This window comes from Pseudomonas sp. ACN8 (genome assembly GCF_002303925.1).
In the GTDB taxonomy this organism is placed as follows: domain Bacteria; phylum Pseudomonadota; class Gammaproteobacteria; order Pseudomonadales; family Pseudomonadaceae; genus Aquipseudomonas.
Map to the genome: position 1 here is coordinate 22,961 of NZ_MRCS01000046.1, position 18,824 is coordinate 41,784.

Annotated in this window: 17 protein-coding genes; 5 read left to right on the plus strand and 12 right to left on the minus strand. The window is 60.2% G+C overall.

What is annotated here, in order from left to right; all coding sequences use genetic code 11:
- Position 1: 1 nt before the first annotated feature.
- From BSF44_RS22910 to BSF44_RS22950, 9 genes are all read right to left on the minus strand, one after another.
- Positions 2-763, minus strand: coding sequence for an SDR family oxidoreductase (locus BSF44_RS22910; protein WP_095945439.1), 762 nt, complete (start codon positions 761-763; stop codon positions 2-4).
- A gap of 297 nt (positions 764-1,060) precedes the next feature.
- Positions 1,061-1,309, minus strand: a complete 249-nt coding sequence (locus BSF44_RS22915) for a hypothetical protein (protein WP_095945440.1) — start codon at positions 1,307-1,309, stop codon at positions 1,061-1,063.
- Between the two features lie 296 nt (positions 1,310-1,605).
- Positions 1,606-2,322, minus strand: a complete 717-nt coding sequence (locus BSF44_RS22920) for an ABC transporter ATP-binding protein (RefSeq protein ID WP_007979701.1) — start codon at positions 2,320-2,322, stop codon at positions 1,606-1,608.
- Positions 2,319-3,191: an ABC transporter ATP-binding protein gene (locus BSF44_RS22925; RefSeq protein ID WP_095945441.1), complete on the minus strand. Its 873-nt coding sequence runs from the start codon at positions 3,189-3,191 to the stop codon at positions 2,319-2,321. The genes BSF44_RS22920 and BSF44_RS22925 overlap by 4 nt, the downstream gene beginning before the upstream one ends.
- Positions 3,188-4,471 (minus strand): high-affinity branched-chain amino acid ABC transporter permease LivM, encoded by a 1,284-nt coding sequence (livM, locus tag BSF44_RS22930; RefSeq protein WP_095945442.1) that lies wholly within the window; start codon positions 4,469-4,471, stop codon positions 3,188-3,190. The genes BSF44_RS22925 and livM overlap by 4 nt, the downstream gene beginning before the upstream one ends.
- A 3-nt stretch (positions 4,472-4,474) precedes the next feature.
- The gene (locus BSF44_RS22935; protein ID WP_008048116.1) at positions 4,475-5,389 is read right to left on the minus strand and encodes a branched-chain amino acid ABC transporter permease; all 915 of its coding nucleotides are present in this window, start codon (positions 5,387-5,389) and stop codon (positions 4,475-4,477) included.
- Between the two features lie 239 nt (positions 5,390-5,628).
- Positions 5,629-6,762, minus strand: coding sequence for an ABC transporter substrate-binding protein (locus BSF44_RS22940; protein WP_008048115.1), 1,134 nt, complete (start codon positions 6,760-6,762; stop codon positions 5,629-5,631).
- A 362-nt stretch (positions 6,763-7,124) separates the two neighbouring features.
- Positions 7,125-8,408: an FAD-binding oxidoreductase gene (locus BSF44_RS22945; protein ID WP_095945443.1), complete on the minus strand. Its 1,284-nt coding sequence runs from the start codon at positions 8,406-8,408 to the stop codon at positions 7,125-7,127.
- Positions 8,409-8,574: 166 nt separating this feature from the next.
- On the minus strand, positions 8,575-10,065 hold the full coding sequence (locus BSF44_RS22950; RefSeq protein ID WP_056725425.1) for an aldehyde dehydrogenase family protein: 1,491 nt from the start codon (positions 10,063-10,065) through the stop codon (positions 8,575-8,577).
- Between the two features lie 174 nt (positions 10,066-10,239).
- On the opposite strand from BSF44_RS22950, the gene BSF44_RS22955 reads away from it, so the two are divergent.
- The 3 genes from BSF44_RS22955 (at position 10,240) to nadE (ending at position 13,415) form a co-directional block, all read left to right on the plus strand.
- Positions 10,240-11,151, plus strand: coding sequence for a LysR family transcriptional regulator (locus tag BSF44_RS22955; protein WP_095945444.1), 912 nt, complete (start codon positions 10,240-10,242; stop codon positions 11,149-11,151).
- 205 nt (positions 11,152-11,356) lie between these two features.
- Positions 11,357-12,583, plus strand: a complete 1,227-nt coding sequence (gene pncB / locus BSF44_RS22960; RefSeq protein WP_095945445.1) for a nicotinate phosphoribosyltransferase — start codon at positions 11,357-11,359, stop codon at positions 12,581-12,583.
- A 4-nt stretch (positions 12,584-12,587) separates the two neighbouring features.
- Positions 12,588-13,415: an ammonia-dependent NAD(+) synthetase gene (gene nadE, locus BSF44_RS22965; protein ID WP_095945446.1), complete on the plus strand. Its 828-nt coding sequence runs from the start codon at positions 12,588-12,590 to the stop codon at positions 13,413-13,415.
- Between the two features lie 173 nt (positions 13,416-13,588).
- Here nadE and azu read toward each other — a convergent pair whose 3' ends face one another.
- Positions 13,589-14,035, minus strand: coding sequence for an azurin (gene azu, locus BSF44_RS22970; RefSeq protein WP_095945447.1), 447 nt, complete (start codon positions 14,033-14,035; stop codon positions 13,589-13,591).
- 344 nt (positions 14,036-14,379) lie between these two features.
- Between azu and BSF44_RS22975 the strand changes: the two genes are divergently transcribed.
- Positions 14,380-14,967 (plus strand): TIGR00730 family Rossman fold protein, encoded by a 588-nt coding sequence (locus BSF44_RS22975; RefSeq protein WP_095945448.1) that lies wholly within the window; start codon positions 14,380-14,382, stop codon positions 14,965-14,967.
- Between the two features lie 68 nt (positions 14,968-15,035).
- Positions 15,036-15,215 (plus strand): hypothetical protein, encoded by a 180-nt coding sequence (locus BSF44_RS22980; RefSeq protein ID WP_095945449.1) that lies wholly within the window; start codon positions 15,036-15,038, stop codon positions 15,213-15,215.
- Between the two features lie 154 nt (positions 15,216-15,369).
- On the opposite strand, the gene BSF44_RS22985 is transcribed toward BSF44_RS22980, so the two are convergent.
- Together BSF44_RS22985 and BSF44_RS22990 are read right to left on the minus strand one after the other, a co-directional pair.
- A complete protein-coding gene (locus BSF44_RS22985) occupies positions 15,370-16,260 on the minus strand; it encodes a transglutaminase family protein (RefSeq protein WP_095945450.1) in 891 nt (296 codons plus the stop codon).
- Complete coding sequence (locus tag BSF44_RS22990) at positions 16,260-18,746, minus strand: circularly permuted type 2 ATP-grasp protein (protein WP_095945451.1); 2,487 nt, start codon at positions 18,744-18,746, stop codon at positions 16,260-16,262. The genes BSF44_RS22985 and BSF44_RS22990 overlap by 1 nt, the downstream gene beginning before the upstream one ends.
- Positions 18,747-18,824: the final 78 nt, after the last annotated feature.

Consider the following 18,824-nt stretch of genomic DNA (forward strand, 5'->3'; position numbering starts at 1 on the left):
CTTAAGACTTACGCTCGATCGCAAACCCGGCCCATGTCTGGCTCACCGGCATCAGCTCCAGGCTGTTGATGTTGATGTGCGCAGGCGCATTGAGCACCCAGAAAATGGTCTCGGCGATGTCCTGCGGCTGAATCGGCTCGGCACCGGCGTAAGTGGCGTTGTAGCGCTCCTGGTCACCGGCAAAACGCACCAGCGAGAACTCGCTCTCGCACAGGCCCGGCTCGATGTTACTGACCCGTACGCCCGTGCCTTGCAGGTCGCAACGCAGGTTCAGGGAGAACTGTTTGACGAACGCCTTGGTCGCGCCATACACGTGGCTGCCCGGGTACGGGTAGTTGCCGGCGATGGACCCCAGGTTGACGATACCGGCACCACGACCGTGGGCAATCAGGCGCGGCAACAGCAGACGGGTGCTGTACATCAGGCCTTTGACGTTGGTATCGACCATGGTGTCCCAGTCGTCGAGGTCGCACTTGGGCGCCGGATCAACCCCCAGGGCCAGCCCGGCGTTATTGATCAACCCGCGCAGTTTGGCAAAGGATGGCGGCAGATTGGCAATCGCCTCCTCCATGGCCTTGCGATCACGCACATCGAGCACCATGCCATGGACTTCGGTCTGCTTCGACAGCTCGGCGCACAACGCATTGAGGCGCTCTTCACGACGGCCAGTCAGCACCAGTTTCCAGCCGGCCTCGGCAAAACGACGGGCACAGGCTTCACCAAAACCGGAGGTCGCGCCGGTAATAAACAGGGTGTTGGACATCGTGTTCTCCTTGCTTCGACTGATCGCCAGCCATTGGAATAGAAAATCAGCAGGCAGCATGCCCGGCCTTGTTCACAGCGGCAACCACCGTTCAATCTGTTCAAAAAATGCTCAATCCCGGCAAACCCTTGACCAGCGTGGCCTACAGCCATGTGCGCGCACGTTATCCACAGGCCGGTCCACAGTCTTTGGGGGCAAGTGGAAAAGCCGCAAGCCGCTATCCACAAGGCTTTGCGCGGGGTTTTGAAACTTTTTTGCTTGACCCTCAACCGCCTGCTGTGTAGCCCTTGGCCATTTTCATGACTGACGGGTCAAACCGACGATGGCGCCAAGCCAGTAACCACGGCCTTCAGCCGAGTCTTTCCAGAGTTTAATCACAGACTTATCCACAGGCTTGCCCACGTCGTTTCCATGCATTTTCATCCCGAACAAAAAGGTTGACAAAGCGGCTTGCAAGCTGCGCAAAAACACCTGATCAAAAAACAACCGCACCTCTGCAAGCCACGGTTTAAAAGGCCTACAGCCAGCTACTCCCACGTTATTCACAGCCGGTTCCACAGCAAACGGGGACAAGTCAAAACCGTGACAAAACAACTATTTGCAGCGGCTTTATGTCGCGCTTTACGAGCTTGGGAATATTGTTTTCCACAATTTCCACCGCCCCCTGTAGGAGCGAGCCTGCTCGCGATGGACATCAACGATAACGCGAACATTCTGGATAAATGCGTTGTCCTGGGGATCTTCGCGAGCAGGCTCGCTCCTACAGGGGATTTGCGGTGTTTGGGGGGATGTAAAAAAGCCCCGGCGATTGCGCGCCGGGGCTTGTGTTTAACAACAATGACTCAGTGCCCGCCGAGATAGGCGTTACGCACATCCTCGTTGACCAACAATTCCTTGCCGGTGCCGGTCATGCGGATTTCACCGTTGACCATCACATACGCCCTGTCCGACAACCGTAGGGCGTGGTTGGCGTTCTGCTCCACCAGGAAGATGGTCATGCCGGTCTTGGCCAGTTCCCGCAGGGTGGCGAAGATCTGCTTCACCACGATCGGTGCCAGGCCCAGGCTCGGCTCATCGAGCAGCAACAACTTTGGCCGGCTCATCAGGGCCCGGGCGATGGCGAGCATTTGCTGTTCGCCACCGGACATGGTCATCGCCCGTTGGGTACGCCGCTCTTCGAGCCGAGGGAACAGCTCGAACATGCGCTGCATGTCCTCCTTGGCGTACTTGTCACCGATAGGGATGGTGCCCATCAGCAGGTTCTCCTCGACGGTCATGTCGGGGAACACCCGTCGCCCTTCCGGCGATTGCGCGATGCCGTTGGAGGCGATGTAGTGGGACGACTTGTGGGTAATGTCCACACCCTGATAAAGGATCTGCCCGTCGGCTGCCCTTGGCTGGCCGAAGATCGACATCAGCAGGGTCGACTTGCCGGCTCCGTTGGAGCCGATCAGGCTGACGGTTTCGCCTTCGTTGATGTGCAGCGAGACGCCTTTAAGGGCCTGGATCGGGCCGTAAAACACGTCCAGATCCTTGAGTTCGAGGATGGGTTTACTCATACCACCTCCTCTTCTTCGGCGCCCAGGTACGCAGCAATCACTTTCGGGTCGTTGCGGATGTCGTCGGGACCACCCTCGGCAATGACGATGCCGTGGTCCAGCACTACGATGTGGTCGGAAATACTCATAACCATGCCCATGTCGTGTTCGATCAGCACCACGGTCAGATCGTGCTCGTCGCGCAGCAGCCGGATCATCGCGCTCAGCGCTTCGGTTTCCTGAGGGTTGAGGCCGGCGGCCGGTTCGTCGAGGCAGATGATCTGCGGACGGGTGCACATGGCCCGGGCGATTTCCAGGCGGCGTTGCTGGCCGTAGGACAGTTCACCGGCCAATCGGTTGGCGCAGTCCACCAGGTCCACCACTTCCAGCCAGTAGAACGCGTGGTCCAGCGCATCGCTTTCGGCCTTGCGATAGCCCTTGGTGTTGAGGATACCGGCCAGCATGCTGCGGTTGACCCACATGTGCTGGGCCACCAGCAGGTTTTCCAGCACGGACATTTCCTTGAACAAACGAATGTTCTGGAACGTACGCGCCAGGCCTGCACGGTTCACCAGGTGGGTGCCGCCGAATGCCTTGTAGAACAGCCGACTGGCGAAGGATTTCGGCGAAACGAAATCCGTTGGTTTGAACGACTCGCCCAGCAATTTGATGACGTTGGTCTGTTGCCCACGGATGTTGAGTTCGATCTTGCCGCCGGAGGCCTTGTAGAACCCGGTCAGGCAGTTGAACACCGTGGTCTTGCCGGCGCCGTTGGGGCCGATCAAAGCGAAGATCGAGTTGCGGTGCACTTTCAGGCTGACATCGCTCAACGCCTTGATGCCGCCGAAGTGCATCATCAGCTTTTCGACACTGAGTACGACTTCGCTCATGGCGCTACTCCTTTACGCGGGGTCACACCGGTACGGCTGATCCGAATCAGGCCGCGCGGTCGCCAGATCATCATCAACACCATCAGGATGCCGAACAGCAGCACACGATACTCGGCAAAACCACGCAGCAGCTCAGGGGCGACAGTGAGCACGAAGGCTGCGATCACCACGCCTATGGTCGAACCCATGCCCCCCAGTACCACGATGGCGAGGATCAGCGCCGATTCGAAGAAAGTGAACGAGGTCGGGTTGACGAAGCCCTGGTAGGTGGCGAAAAACACCCCGGCCAGACCGGCCGTCGAGGCACCAATGGTGAACGCCGAGAGCTTGACCAGTACGTGGTTCAGGCCCATGGAGCGGCAGGCGATTTCGTCTTCGCGCAGGGCTTCCCAGGCACGGCCGACCGGCATGCGGGTCAGGCGATGCTTGATGTGCAGCACGGCCAGGACCACCAGGAACAACACGGCGTAGATGAAGTAGTACTTCACGTCAGGGTTGTAGGCGATGCCGAAAAACTCATGGAACGGCACTCCGCCCTCTTTCGCCCTTTTTCCGAACTCGATGCCGAAGAAGGTTGGCAACGGCGCTGCCATGCCATTCGGGCCGCCGGTCAAGGACAGCCAGTTATTGAGGATCAAGCGAATGATTTCACCGAAGCCCAGGGTCACGATCGCCAGGTAGTCACCGTGCAGGCGCAGCACCGGGAAACCGAGGATGCAACCGGCCAGACCGGCCGTGATCGCCGCCAGCGGCAACACCGTCCAGAAACCCAGCCCGAGGTATTGATAACCGAGCGCCAGGCCGTAGGCGCCGATGGCGTAGAACGCCACGTAACCGAGGTCGAGCAGGCCGGCCAGGCCGACCACGATGTTCAGCCCCAGTCCCAGCAGCACGTAGATCAGCCCGAGGATGACCACGCCCAGCAGGTAGGAGTTGGAGAAAAACGGGAACACCACGGCGATGACGATCATCAGCGGGATGATCCAGCGCAACCGCGACTTGTAGTCCGGCGCCAGCACATGCACCCCGGAGCCTGTCGTTTCAAAGCCCTCGAGGATTCTCAGGCCCTTGGCTGTCTGCAGGAACAGGCTCAGGGCAAAGCGCCCGGCCATGACGATCGCCACGATCCACGCCACCCGAGTGGTTTCCAGGTTGAAGCCATAGCCATCGAGAACGACGCCGACAATCGGCCCGAACACAATCAGGGCAATGAGGCCGGCAAGAATCGCGTCAACCAGACTTTTTTTGATATCAATGGTTTTTTTAGTGGTTGAAGACATCGCTTACACCTTCGACACAAGAGGACGGCCGAGCAGGCCTTGAGGCCGAAAGACCAGAACGAGGACCAGCAGCGAGAAGCTGAAAACGTCTTTGTAGTCCGAGTTCACCAGACCGGAAAACAGCGACTCGGAAATCCCCAGAATGATCCCGCCGAGCATCGCGCCGGGCAGCGAGCCAATCCCGCCGAGCACCGCGGCGGTGAACGCCTTGATCCCGATGATGAAGCCGGCATAGAAGTCGAATGTGCCGTAGTTCATGGTGATCAGCACGCCGGCCAGGGCCGCCATCGCTGCACCGATGATGAACACGTAGGAAATCACCCGATCGGTGTTGATCCCCAGGATCGAAGCCATCTTGCGATCTTGCTGGGTTGCACGGCACATGCGGCCGAGCTTGGTGTACTTGATGATGTAGGTCAGCGCGGCCATCCCGACGAACGCTGCGACCAGAATGAAGACCTTGGTGTAGGTCAACTGAACGAAACCGGTACCGATATCAACGCGCCAGGCACCCGAGAGCAGAGTTGGAACGCCTTGTTGCTTCGCGCCCTGGGAGATCTGTGCGTAGTTTTGCAGGATCAGGGAGATACCGATCGCACTGATCAGCGGTGCGAGTCGGGTGGAGTTGCGCAGTGGTTTGTAAGCGACACGCTCGATGACCCAGCCATACACCGCCGTGACGACGATGGTGAAGATCAGTGTGCCAAGCATCAGCAGCGGGAAAGATTCGATACCGAAGTAAGCCAGCAGAGCCAGACTGATTGCCGCGAGGTAAGCGGAAATCATGTAAACCTCGCCGTGGGCGAAGTTGATCATGCCGATGATGCCATAGACCATTGTGTAGCCGATGGCGATCAGGCCATAGACCGACCCGAGGGTCAGGCCGTTGACCAGTTGCTGCAGGAAAATACCATCCATAACGCAATCTCACGCAATGAGAACCTGCACATGTGGCTGTGCGGTTCTTCTAAGGAAAATACAGATTTACGTCGGAGCAATGTCAGCCACGATCAGCCGACACACCACCGCTCTCTGTAGGAGCGAGCCTGCTCGCGATTGCGGTTTAACATTCAACGAATGAGTTGCCTGTCAGTCCGTCATCGCGAGCAGGCTCGCTCCTACAGGGGAACTGTGGAGTCAGCCGATCGAGTCAGCCCTTACTTCTGTTTTTCCAGCTGGTGGTATTTGCCATCCTTGTCCCACTGGTAAACCACGTAGTCGGAGATTTTCAGGTCGCCCTTGCTGTCCCAGGTCTTCTCGCCCATGACGGTCTTGACCGGGTTTTTCTTCAGCCAGGCAGCCGCTTCTTCGCCCTTGTTGGACTTGGCGCCGTTGAAGGCTGCAGCCAGGGTCTGAACCGAAGCATAAGCGTACAGGGTGTAGCCTTCAGGCTCGGTACCGGCCTTGCGGAAGGCGTCTACCACGGTCTTGCTGTCTGGCAGCAGGCGTGGGTCGGCGCCGAAGGTCATCAGCACGCCGTCAACGAATTGCGGACCGCCAGCGGTGGTCACCAGTTCGTCGGTCACGATGCCGTCGTCGGACATGAACTTGACGTCTTTCAGGCCTTGTTCACGCAGTTGGCGCACCAGAGGACCGGCTTCCGGGTGCAGACCACCGAAGTAGACGACGTCAGCGCCGGCGCCGCGGATCTTGGTCACGATGGTGCTGAAGTCTTTCTCGCCACGGGTCAGGCCTTCATACAGCACGGGCGTTACGCCGCGCTTGACCAGTTGAGCCTTGGTGGCATCCGCCAGGCCCTGGCCGTAGGTGTCCTTGTCGTGCAGCACGACAACCTTTTTGCCCTTGAGCACGTCGACGATGTAGTCGCCGGCCACGATGCCTTGCTGGTCGTCACGCCCGCACATACGGAACATGGCGCTCAGGCCACGCTCGGTCACGGCCGGGTTGGTGGAGCCCGGGGTGATGGCGATGATGCCCGCTTCGTCGTAGATCTCGGAGGCCGGGATGGTCGACGAGGAGCAGAAGTGACCGACCACGCCGGCGACTTTCTGGTTGGTCAGGTCTTTGGCGACCGTCACAGCCTGTTTCGGTTCGCAGGCGTCATCGCCCTTGACCAGTACGATTTTTTCCCCGTTAACCCCGCCCGCCGCGTTGACTGCATCGGCCGCCGCTTGTGCACCCTTCATGTACTGTTCGCCAAATGCCGCGTTGGCACCTGTCATTGGTCCCGCTACGCCGATCTTGATGTCAGCCTGAGCAAACGCAGAAACACCCAGCGCAGTTGCCACTGCGAGGGCCAGAAAGCCTTTCTTGTAAAACGTCTGGGACATGAGGTGATGCTCCTTGGTTTTTTTAATTGGCACTACAACTTCACTGAATGCTCAGAGCAAGGGCCGTGCCATCGGTTTTTTATTCTGAAAAAAGTCGCTGCTTTCTTGTTATTTCGACTGTTTCGATCCCATTTTCATTGGGCGTGCAACCGTCTAGACCGTGGAAGGTAAAACCATTATTTTTTTGAGGCGCAACCCACCTGCGCCATCATTGCAACCGCGGCTTTAAACGACGTGCAACCAGCCTGTAACAACGTGCGTCACCGAAGTGCACACTGCTGGTGCGGGACTGCTACAACCCGCACCACTACAGGCTAGCTGCAGATCGAAAAAGCGCCGCTTCCCACTGCAAAAATCAACCTTCAGATCACGATCCGCAGGCACTGGCCTGCGTGATACAGCGAGAATCCCGCCTCATACAGACAGCTGCGCAAGCCCACCCCGGCCAACGGCTGCATGGGCGCGAAAGGAATCGGTAGCGCTTGAGGATTTCCGTTACACAGGTAATCGGCAAAGGCCTTGCCGACCACCGTTCCCGTGGTCACGCCCCGGCCGTTGTAACCGGTGACCGCCACTAAACCGGGCGCGGGTTCGAACAGACGCATCAAATGATCGGGGGTAAAGGCGATGCAACCGGTCCAGGTGCACTCCCACTCCACCGGTTTGAGGTACGGGAAATAGTGCTGCTGCACCCGGTCGGCCCAGGCTTTGAGGAACCAGGCCGGCTTCTGATTGCCATTACCCAGGCTGCCGAGCAGCAGGCGACCGTCTTTGTCTCGACGAATACTGCTGAGCACCTGGCGGGTGTCCCAGGAACCCTGGCCACCGGGCAGAATTTGCCGGGCGGCGTCTTCGGTCAGCGGGGCCGAGGCCACCTGATAGTAGTAACCCGGGAAGAAATTGCGCCGCAGCTCCGTCCAGTCGCCTTCGGTGTAGGCGTTGGAGGCAATCACCACCTTTTCGGCCATGACCGAGCCCTGGGCGGTTTGCACAGACCAGCGCTGGCCCTGACGTTCGAGTCGGGTGACGGGGGAATGATCGAATAATTGACCGCCCAGGCCGATGGCCGCTTTGGCCAGCCCCGTGGTGTAGGCCATCGGGTTGAGCGTGCCGGCGCGGCGATCGAGCAGCGCGGCGGCGATCTTTTTCGTGCCGGTGGCTTGCTCGCAGGCCTGACCGGTGAGCAACTCCACCGGCGCACCGCGACGTTTCCATTGTTCTTCACGACTGCGCAGATCGGCTTCGCCGCGGGCGTTGTGCGCCATGTGCAGCGTGCCTTCGCGGCGCAACTGGCAATCGATGTTGTACTTGTCCACAAGGCTGAACACCAGGGAAGGCGCCGCCCCCAGCATGCGGTTGAGCTGGCTGCCAACCGCCTCGCCAAACCCGGCTTCGATCTCGTCCGGGGGAATCCACATCCCGGCATTGACCAGCCCGACGTTGCGCCCCGAACCACCATGGCCGGCGCGATGGGCTTCCAGCACACAAACGGTCTTGCCTTGCTCCAGCAGATGCACCGCCGCCGACAAACCGGTAAACCCGGCGCCGATGACGCAGACATCCACCGAAACCTCACCCTTGAGGGCCGAATTGTCCGGCCTTTGCGGCGTCAGTTTTTCCCACAGACACTCTTCGCGTAACGGCATTGCCAGACTCCAACAGAAACCCAACAAACACATTCATTCAATGTAGGAGCGAGCCTGCTCGCGATGGACGCCAACGATAACGCGTGCTTGCTGCATAAACGCGTTGTTCTGACGTTTTTCGCGAGCAGGCTCGCTCCTACAAGGGGATCGTTGTTCGATTAGAGATTCAATCGAACGTAATACCCTGCGCCAACGGCAACTCCAGCGAATAGTTCACGGTGTTGGTCTGGCGGCGCATGTAGCCGCGCCACGCATCGGAACCGGATTCACGACCACCACCAGTCTCTTTCTCGCCACCAAACGCGCCGCCGATTTCCGCGCCGCTCGGGCCGATGTTGACGTTGGCGATGCCGCAGTCGCTGCCTACTGCCGACATGAACTGCTCGGCTTCACGCACGTCGGTGGTGAAGATGCACGAGGACAGGCCTTGGGGCACAGCGTTGTTCAGGCGCAGGGCTTCCTGGAAATCGCTGTAACCGACCACGTAAAGGATCGGGGCGAACGTTTCGTGGCAGACCACATCGCTCTGCTCCGGCATTTCGACGATGGCCGGCGACACGTAGTAGGCATTCGGGAACTTGTCTTGCAACTGACGCTCACCGCCAAACACCCGACCGCCTTCGCTCAGGGCCTGTTCCAGCGCATCCTGCATGTTGTCGAAACTTTGCTTGTCGATCAGCGGGCCGATCAGGTTGCCTTCCAGCGGGTGACCGATCCGTACTTTCGAGTACGCGGCTTTCAGGCGGGTGACGATTTCTTCTTTCACCGATTCATGGGCGATCAGGCGGCGCAGGGTGGTGCAACGCTGACCAGCAGTGCCGACGGCGCTGAACAGGATGGCGCGAACGGCCATGTCCAGGTCGGCGCTTGGGCCGAGGATCATTGCGTTGTTACCACCCAGTTCCAGAATGCTGCGGGCGAAACGCGCGGCGATTTTCGGCGCCACTTCACGGCCCATGCGGGTGCTGCCGGTGGCGCTGACCAGCGCGACACGCGGGTCATCCACTAGCGCTTCACCGGCATCGCGGCCACCGATGATCACCTGGCTCAGGTACGGTGGTGCATCGCTGAAGTTCTTCAGCACGCGATCGAACAGCGCCTGGCAGGCCAATGCGGTCAGTGGCGTCTTTTCCGACGGTTTCCAGATCACCGGGTTGCCGCAGACCAGTGCCAGCGTGGCGTTCCAGGCCCAGACCGCGACCGGGAAGTTGAATGCGCTGATCACGCCGACGACGCCCAGCGGATGCCAGGTTTCGCGCATGTGGTGGCCAGGACGCTCGGAGGCGATGGTCAAACCGTACAGCTGACGGGACAGACCGACGGCGAAGTCGCAGATGTCGATCATTTCCTGAACTTCACCCAGGCCTTCCTGAGTGATCTTGCCGGCCTCCCAGGACACCAGCTCGCCCAGGTCGGCCTTGTATTCACGCAGGATGTCACCCAGTTGCCGCACCAGTTCGCCACGGCGCGGCGCAGGAACCTTGCGCCACAGTTCGAACGCATGATCTGCGCGACTGATGTGCTGCTCGACTTCAGCAGCGCCTTCCCAGTTCACGGCAGCAATCGTGCTGCCATCGATCGGCGAATGCACCGGCACTTTGCCGTTCTGGTACAGGGCCGGGTTCACACCTAGACGATCAAGCAATGCGGCAACCATGGGTCACTCCTCAAGCAAAAGACAGAACACGTGCAGCCGGAAATTCACGGCTGATCAGACCTGTAGTTTTAGCTGCCCGGAGGTTACTCAACAAACGACCATTAAGAGAGATATCATTCCGTTTATTCATGCTGTGCATTGCTGGCAATAAGAAACAAGAACCAAGGACCGCCCATGCTGAATAAACGCTACTTGCCATCGATCGCTGCATTGCAGTGCTTCGAGGCCGTCACCCGGCACTTGAGCTTCACCCGGGCCGCTGAAGAGTTGAACCTGACCCAGAGCGCCGTGAGCAAACAGGTCGCACAACTTGAAGAGCTGTTGCAGCACCTGCTGTTTCGCCGGGTACGCCGACGCCTGCAGATGACGCCGGCTGGCGATCTGTACCTGGTTGAGGTGCGAAAAATCCTCACGCAGGTCGAGATGTCGACCCATTACCTGCGTTCCTACGGTGGCGAAACAGAAGTCCTTCGGGTATCGACGCCTCCAACCTTCGGCGCGCGCTGGCTGGTGCCGCGTCTGAAAGGCTGGCGCCTGCGGCACCCGTCGATCCACCTGGACCTGTGCAGCGAGCAGGAAGCCGACGATCTGCTGCAAGGTCGCAGCGACCTGGCGTTCTACTTCGGCCAAGGCTCGCGGCCCGGCTCCGAATGCCTGAAGCTGTTCGGCGAAGAGCTGGTGCCGGTGTGCGCCCCGGGCAGCCTGCCTGCCCAACCGTTTACCGATCCGACGCAACTGTCCGATCTGGTACTGCTGCAAAACGCCTCCCGCCCCCAGGCCTGGCACGACTGGTTCGAGCATCAGGGCTACCACACCGAGCACAGCTATCACGGCCCGCGTTTCGAAACCTTTTACATGTGCATCCGCGCCGCCCAGGTCGGCTGCGGCGTGGCGTTGTTGCCGCGCTTTCTGGTGGAGGAGGAACTGGCCGACGGCAAGCTGGTCATTCCCTGGCAGCATGCAATGCCCAGCACGGACGCCTATTACCTTGCATACCCGGAGCACTCGGCGGAAGTGCCCAAGGTACGGGACTTTGTGAAGTGGATGCTGGAGCAGATCGACAATCTGGATGCCCCACAACATTGAGCCTTGGCGCATTCCTTGTGGGAGCGAGCCTGCTCGCGAAGGCGTCGGCACATCCAGCATCAATGTGACTGACAAACCGCATTCGCGAGCAGGCTCGCTCCCACAGGGGAATTGCAGCGGCCAAAAAATCGCTGGCATTCCTTGCTACTGATATGCGCCACTAACGCCATTGTCCAATACCGCAGCAACGCTGGAGATTCCCGTTATGAGCGAGAGTGTGTTTGCCGATCGCATCGTGCAGAACCTGCTCGACACCGACTTCTACAAACTGACGATGATGCAGGCGGTGCTGCACAACTACCCGAACGTCGAAGTCGAATGGGAGTTTCGTTGCCGTAACGGCGAGGACTTGCGCCCGTACCTGGCGGAGATCCGATTCCAGATCGAGCGCCTGTCCGAACTGAGCCTGAGCGCCGACCAGTTGAGCTTTCTGGAGCGCATCAGCTTCCTGAAGCCTGACTTCCTGCGTTTTCTCGGTTTGTTTCGCTTCAACCTGCGCTATATCCATACCGGCATCGAAAACGGTGAGCTGTTTATCCGCCTGCGGGGCCCCTGGCTGCATGTGATCCTGTTCGAAGTGCCGCTGCTGGCTCTGGTCAGCGAGGTCCGCAACCGCTATCGCTACCGAGAAGTCGTGCTGGAACAGGCCCGCGAGCAGCTCTACCGCAAGTTCGACTGGCTGAGCGCCAACGCCGGCAGTGATGAATTATCCGAATTGCAGGTGGCCGATTTCGGCACGCGTCGTCGTTTCTCGTATCGGGTGCAGGAAGAAGTGGTGAATGTGCTCAAGCACGATTTCCCCGGACGCTTCGTCGGCACCAGCAACGTGCACCTGTCCCGGGAACTGGACATGAAACCCCTGGGCACCATGGCCCACGAATGGATCATGGCGCACCAGCAACTCGGCCCGCGGCTGATCGACAGCCAGATCGCCGCACTCGATTGCTGGGTCCGCGAATACCGTGGCCTGCTGGGGATTGCCCTGACCGACTGCATCACCATGGATGCCTTCCTCGGCGATTTCGATCTGTTTTTCGCCAAGCTTTTCGACGGTTTGCGCCACGACTCGGGCGACCCGGTGGCCTGGGCGGAAAAAGCCATCGCCCACTATCACAAGCTCGGCATCGACCCGATGAGCAAGACGCTGACGTTCTCCGACAGCCTGACCCTGCCCAAGGCGCTGGAGATATTCCGGGCGCTGCGCGGTCGGATAAATGTCAGCTTCGGCATCGGCACCAACCTGACCTGTGACATTCCGGGTGTCGAACCGATGAGCATCGTGCTTAAAATGGCCGCCTGCAACGGCCAGCCGGTGGCGAAGGTCTCCGACGAGCCAGGCAAGACGCACTGTAAAGACCCGAATTTCGTCGCTTACTTGCGACACGTTTTCCAGGTTCCTGCCGCCCTTTCAAGTACATCTAGCAAGGAGTGAATTCATGCAAGCCGTACAGCGTGAGATTGCTGAACAGCTCAAGGTCCAGCCGCCATTCGCCGACGAAGCCGCCCTTGAGGCCGAAGTCGCCCGGCGGGTGACCTTCATTCAGGACTGCCTGGTCAACTCCGGGCTCAAGACCCTGGTGCTGGGCATCAGTGGCGGTGTCGACTCCCTGACCGCCGGCCTGCTGGCCCAACGGGCCGTCCGGGAACTGCGTCAGCGCAGCGGTGATGCCGCGTACAAGTTCATCGCCGTGCGCCTGCCCTACGAAACCCAGTTCGATGAGCACGACGCCCAGGCTTCGGTGGATTTCATCAAGCCGGACGAGCGCCACACCGTGAACATCGGCCCGGCGGTCAAATCCCTGGCCAATGAGGTGGCGGCCTTCGAAGGCAAGCACGCGGTGTCGGTGGACTTCGTGCTCGGCAACACCAAGGCGCGCATGCGCATGGTCGCCCAGTACACCATCGCCGGCGCGGCCCATGGCCTGGTGATCGGCACCGATCACGCGGCGGAAGCGGTGATGGGTTTCTTCACCAAGTTCGGCGACGGCGCCTGCGACCTGGCGCCACTGAGTGGTCTGGTGAAAAACCAGGTCCGCGCTATCGCCCGCCGCTTCGGCGCGCCGAAGTCGCTGGTGGAGAAAGTCCCGACCGCTGACCTTGAGGATCTGTCGCCGGGCAAACCGGACGAAGCCTCCCACGGCGTGACCTACGCCGAGATCGACGCGTTCCTGCACGGCGAGCCGGTGCGTGAAGAGGCGTTCAAGATCATTGTCGATACCTACAACAAGACCCATCACAAGCGGGTGATGCCGTTTGCGCCTTGAGGCGTGAGTGAATGAAAAAGCCCGCTGAGGCGTGATCCTCAGCGGGCTTTTCTTTGACCATTAGATTCATTGATGCTGATGGCCCCTTCGCGAGCAGGCTCACTCCCACATTGACGGCGCAGTACCTGTGGGAGCGAGCCTGCTCGCGAAGAACGATGACGCGGCGTGCCTGATTACTTCAGAGTCACGGTGCCTTTCATCATCGAGATGTGGCCCGGGAACGAGCAGAAGAAACCGTACTTTTGAGCGGCATCGAGCTTGGACACATCGAAGGTTACCGAATCTGTCTCGCCAGCGCCGATGATCTTGGTGTGGGCGATCACGCGGGCGTCGCCTTCTTTCAGGTAGTTCTTGTCGATGCCGGCGCTCAGACCGTCGGTGGCGATCGGCTGCATGTCGGCTTCTTTACTCAGCACCCAGTTATGGCCCATGACGTTCTTCGGCAAGCTGCCGGAGTGCTTGAGTTCCACGGTAAACGTCTTGCAGCTCTTGTCGATTTCAATGGCCTTCGTGTCGAAAGACATCTGGTCGGTGGAGTCGACGGTGACTTTGCACTCGGCAGCCATCAATTGGCTGCTGGCCAGCGTCAACAGGGATACCGCAACAAGTTTGGCAAACATGGTGAATCTCCAAGACAGGGTTAACGAAATCGCGAATAAACAGAAGACTGCCTGAAAACTTCGCAAGTTCATATGACTTGAATCAAAAACTGTATACAACTTTCGGGCTATGAGGCCGATGCAAATTATCTACCGGCCAAGTGTCTGGCCCGGACCTATCATCAGGCCGTCCCCCTTCAAATGGAATGTCTGTCATGTCGATCAACAGCCTGTTGTGCAGTTTGCTGGCCGCCTACGCCTGCGGCGCCAGCGGTACGTACGAAACGCCAGAACTCGAAGTCTAGCCCTTGGAGTACCCTGCGCCTGCCTTTACTCTGTGGCCCTGATCGACCATGGAGCAAGGCATGTCTTTAACATCCGTTTGTGTATTTTGTGGTGCCAGCACCGGCACCAACCCGGCTTACCGCGAAGCTGCCGTGGCCCTTGGCCGGGCATTGGCCGAGCGCAAGCTGACCCTGGTGTATGGCGGTGGCGCCGTGGGCCTGATGGGCATCGTCGCCGATGCGGCCCTGGCGGCCGGCGGTGAAGTGATCGGCATCATCCCGCAAAGCCTCAAGGACAAGGAAATCGGCCACAGCGGCCTGACTCGCCTGGAAGTCGTCGATGGCATGCACGCGCGCAAAGCACGGATGGCCGAGCTCAGCGATGCCTTTATCGCGCTACCCGGTGGCCTTGGCACCCTCGAAGAACTGTTCGAAGTCTGGACCTGGGGCCAGCTCGGCTACCACGGAAAACCGCTGGGATTGCTGGAAGTGAACGGTTTCTACAGCAAATTGACGTCTTTTCTCGATCATATCGTCGGCGAAGGCTTCGTTCGCGGGCAGCACCGTGACATGCTGCAAGTGAGCGAATCGCCGCAAACCCTGATCGATGCTCTGGATGCCTGGCAACCGTCCGTAGCGCCAAAATGGGCCGAGCAAAAACCCAACTAACGGCTCGGCACCGATACAGGGCAGAATATGCGCCGCTCAACCTCACCTTCGACCCCAGAGGATCGCCCATGGCTAAACCTAATTATTCCTTCGCCAAACGTCAGAGAGACTTGGCCAAGGAGCAGAAGAAAGAGGAAAAACTTCAGCGCAAGAAAGCTACAGCTGAAGAAGCGGCACTGAACCCTGAGGGTGAAGTGTCGGCAGAAGACGATGTTGATGCACCGAAAGACTCGGCGCCCGACGCCTGAGAACCTCCGGGCCCGATAACCTGATCAGGCCCACCGGATCCTCTGTAGGAGCGAGCTTGCTCGCGATGGTCGTTAACGATGACGCGGGAAACCGGTAGAAACACGGTGCCCCATCGTTTTTCGCGAGCAAGCTCGCTCCTACAGGGGACCTGCGTTAATCCAGAGGCATCACTGTGACGCGCACTTCCGGGTCATGGTTCCCTCCCCCCAGAATCACCCCCCGCAACGGCGACACATCGGAAAAATCCCGGCCCCAGGCCAGGGTGATGTGCTCCAGCGCCGGTTGCACATTGTTGGTCGGATCGAAATCCACCCACCCCAGCACCGGGCAAAACACCGAGACCCAGGCGTGGGACGCATCGGCACCGATCAGCCGTGGCTGGCCCGGTGGCGGCTGGGTCAGCAGGTAGCCGCTGATATACCTCGCCGCCAACCCTCTGGAGCGTACGCAAGCGAGCATCAGGTGGGCAAAGTCCTGGCAGACCCCGCGCCTACGCTCCAGCACCTCCACCAGCGGCGTCGCCACCTGGGTCGCTTCGGCATCGAAGGTGAACTCACTGAAGATTTTCTCCATCAGCGCCTGCACGCCGAGCAACAACGCTCGACCGGGCGGAAAACAGCTTTGCGAAAACTCGACGAAGTTTTTCTTCAAATGCACATACGGCGATTCAAACCGGTATCGGCAGGCTTCCAGCAATTCGGGCGACAGCGGTTGGCTGCTGTAGGTCAGCGCGCTACGGGTCTCTTCCCATGCGGGTGACAGATTGAAGTCCAGTGCAGCTCGGGGCAGCACTTCAATGGTCAGGCTGGCGTTGACCAGCAATTCGTCGTGGGGACGCTCGAACGCCAGCCGGGTCAACGGATTGCCGAACACATCCAGTTCATCGCGACGCGAGGTCGGCTGCGGGCTGATCTGCAATTGCCGGTCGGTGCAGCGCTGCCAGGCACAAGGCCGTGGCCACAAATGCGCCAGTTGCTGGGCCAGGGACACCGGGCTGTCGTAGTGGTAATGGGTGTCGTGAAAAATCTGGTAGTGGGCGCTCATCAGACGGACACCGTGCGCTGGCTGACATCATCGACATGGGCGAAATGCCGCAGCGCCAGGCGATCGGAAACCTGCCCGCTGGCATCGGCGATCTCTTGCAGCAGCGCGGCCAGCCCCTCGATGGCGGCGCGAACACTGGCGTCGCCGAACAGCGGGTTTTCCAGGCAGCCCAGATCGAATCGCGCCAGACGCTCGACCAATTGCGGCAGCGCTGCTTCGCGCGGCACGCCAAAGTCATCATTGAGGCGTTTGAGGGTGCGGGTCACCAGTTTCAACTGGAACAACACGGCGTGAGGGTTCTGCTCGTCGAGCAATAGCAGGTCGAGCACCGGAATCATCTGCGCCACCGCCAGGTAGCGAGAACGGTAGGTGATGCTGCTGTTGCCCAGTTCCAGCAGCCATTCCAGCCCGGCCTGGCCGAAAGCCCCGGCGCCCCGAAGGAACGCCGCCAGGCTGGCGCTGAGAAATTGCAGGCGCTCGATCCGCCGGCCAATCATCAGGAAACGCCAGCCTTCGTCCCGGGTCATGTCGTCCAGGGCAAAGCCGGACAGCGCCGCCAGGGACATCACCAGACGGTTGAGGAAATCCAGCAACTCGCCGAAATCCGGCTCTTCGGTTTCCAGCTCCATGGCTTCGCGCTGCAACTCCACCAGCGCCTGCCAGTTTTCCCGCGAGAGTTTGCCGCGCACCTGTGAAGCCGCCCACTGCAAGCGTTGCAGGTTGGAACGCAGGCTGAACGGCCAGTCATCGCCGAGCAACGCCGCCAACAGGCGCTCCGGCAACTCGCCCTCCTCGGGCAGCAGCATCAACCGTTCGCCGAGGTCCACCGCGGCCTGCAGGGCTTGCGGGTCGTCGCCGTCGACATAGCGCGCCAGCATGATGCGCAGCAAACGGGCACTGTCGTCGCAACGTTCGCAGTAACGACCGAACCAGAACAGGTTTTCCACCACCCGCGACGGCAGGTACGGATCGCGCCGCACAAGGTCATGCACACCGATGTTGCGCTGGGCCTTCCATTGTTCGCCGCTGGGTGCACGCTCGCCCAGCACCCAGGTGTCCTTGCTGGCCCCGCCGCGCTGCATCGACACGACTTCGGCATCGGCTTGGGCGGCAACCCGGGTCAAGCCGCCGGGCAAGACCCGATAACCCTCACGGCTGGCCACCGCATACACGCGCATGCCGATGGCACGGGGTTGCAGTTGACCGCCTTCGGCTTGCCAGATCGGCGCCTGAGACAATTGTGCGAGCTCTTGCGCCACATAGGCGTATGGACGCGCCTGCATGCGCTCGGCGAGTTCCTGACGCTGCTTTTCACTCAAATCACGGCCAAATACAGGAGCAAAACTCTGGGACGGAAACGCCGGTTTGATCAGCAACTCCGGAAGCTTCTCCAGGGCCTGGGCCAGAACCGGCGCTTCGCCACACCACCAAGTGGCAATGGACGGCAGGGTCAGCTCTTCGCCAAACAGGAATTGATTGATCCTCGGCAGAAAACCCAACAAACCGGGCGACTCCAGCACACCGCTGCCGAGGGCGTTGGCCACCAGCACCCGCCCCTGCCGCACGGCTTCCAGCAGGCCCGGCACGCCGAGGGCTGAGTCGGTACGCAGCTCCAGCGGATCGCAGAAATCGTCATCGAGTCGACGCATGATCGCGTGGACCCGACGCAGGCCACTCAGGGTCTTCAGATAGACCGTGGCGTCGCGCACCGTCAGGTCGCCGCCCTCCACCAGCGGATAACCGAGTTGGCGGGCCAGATACAGATGTTCAAAATAGCTTTCGTTGAAACGCCCCGGCGTCAGCAGCACGACCAACGGCGCGTCCCCGTCACTCGGGGCCTGACGGGCCAGGGTTTCCTGCAAGGTACGGAAGAACCCGGCCAGGTGCTGCACTTTCAGATCGCGGTACAACTCGGGAAAGGCCCGGGACACAATCGTACGGTTTTCCAGCGCATACCCGGCTCCCGAAGGCGCCTGGGTACGATCCGCCGTCACCCACCAGCGGCCATCGGGTGTGCGCGCCAGGTCCACGGCATACAGATGCAGAAAGGCTTCGTCTGGCGGGCTGATGCCCTGACAGGGCCAAAGAAAGTTGTTGTGACCGAACACCAGCTCGACGGGCAGCAGACCTTCGGCAACCAGCCGTTGCGGGCCGTAAAGGTCAGCCAGCACGGCATTGAGCAATCGCGCCCGCTGAGCAATGCCGGCCGACAACTGTTGCCACTCATCGGCCGCGATGACATGGGGCAGCAGGTCCAGCTCCCACGGCCGGTCCGCGCCCTTCGGGTCGGCATAGACGTTATAGGTAACGCCGTTTTCCTGAATCTGCCGGGTCAGCAGGGCCTGACGCTGCACCAGTTGCGCCGGCGTGCTGCGTTGCAACTGCTCGAACAGCCGGCGCCAGTGCGGGCGCACGGCACCACTGTCGTCGAGCAGTTCGTGATAGGTGCCCGCCGTCAGCGGGTAGCGGTCTAGCAGGTCAGGCATGGAAAACTCGGCAGACAGCAATGAACGGTCAGACTAACGCAGGCTCGTGACACCCGGATATACGAAAAATCCGAGCGT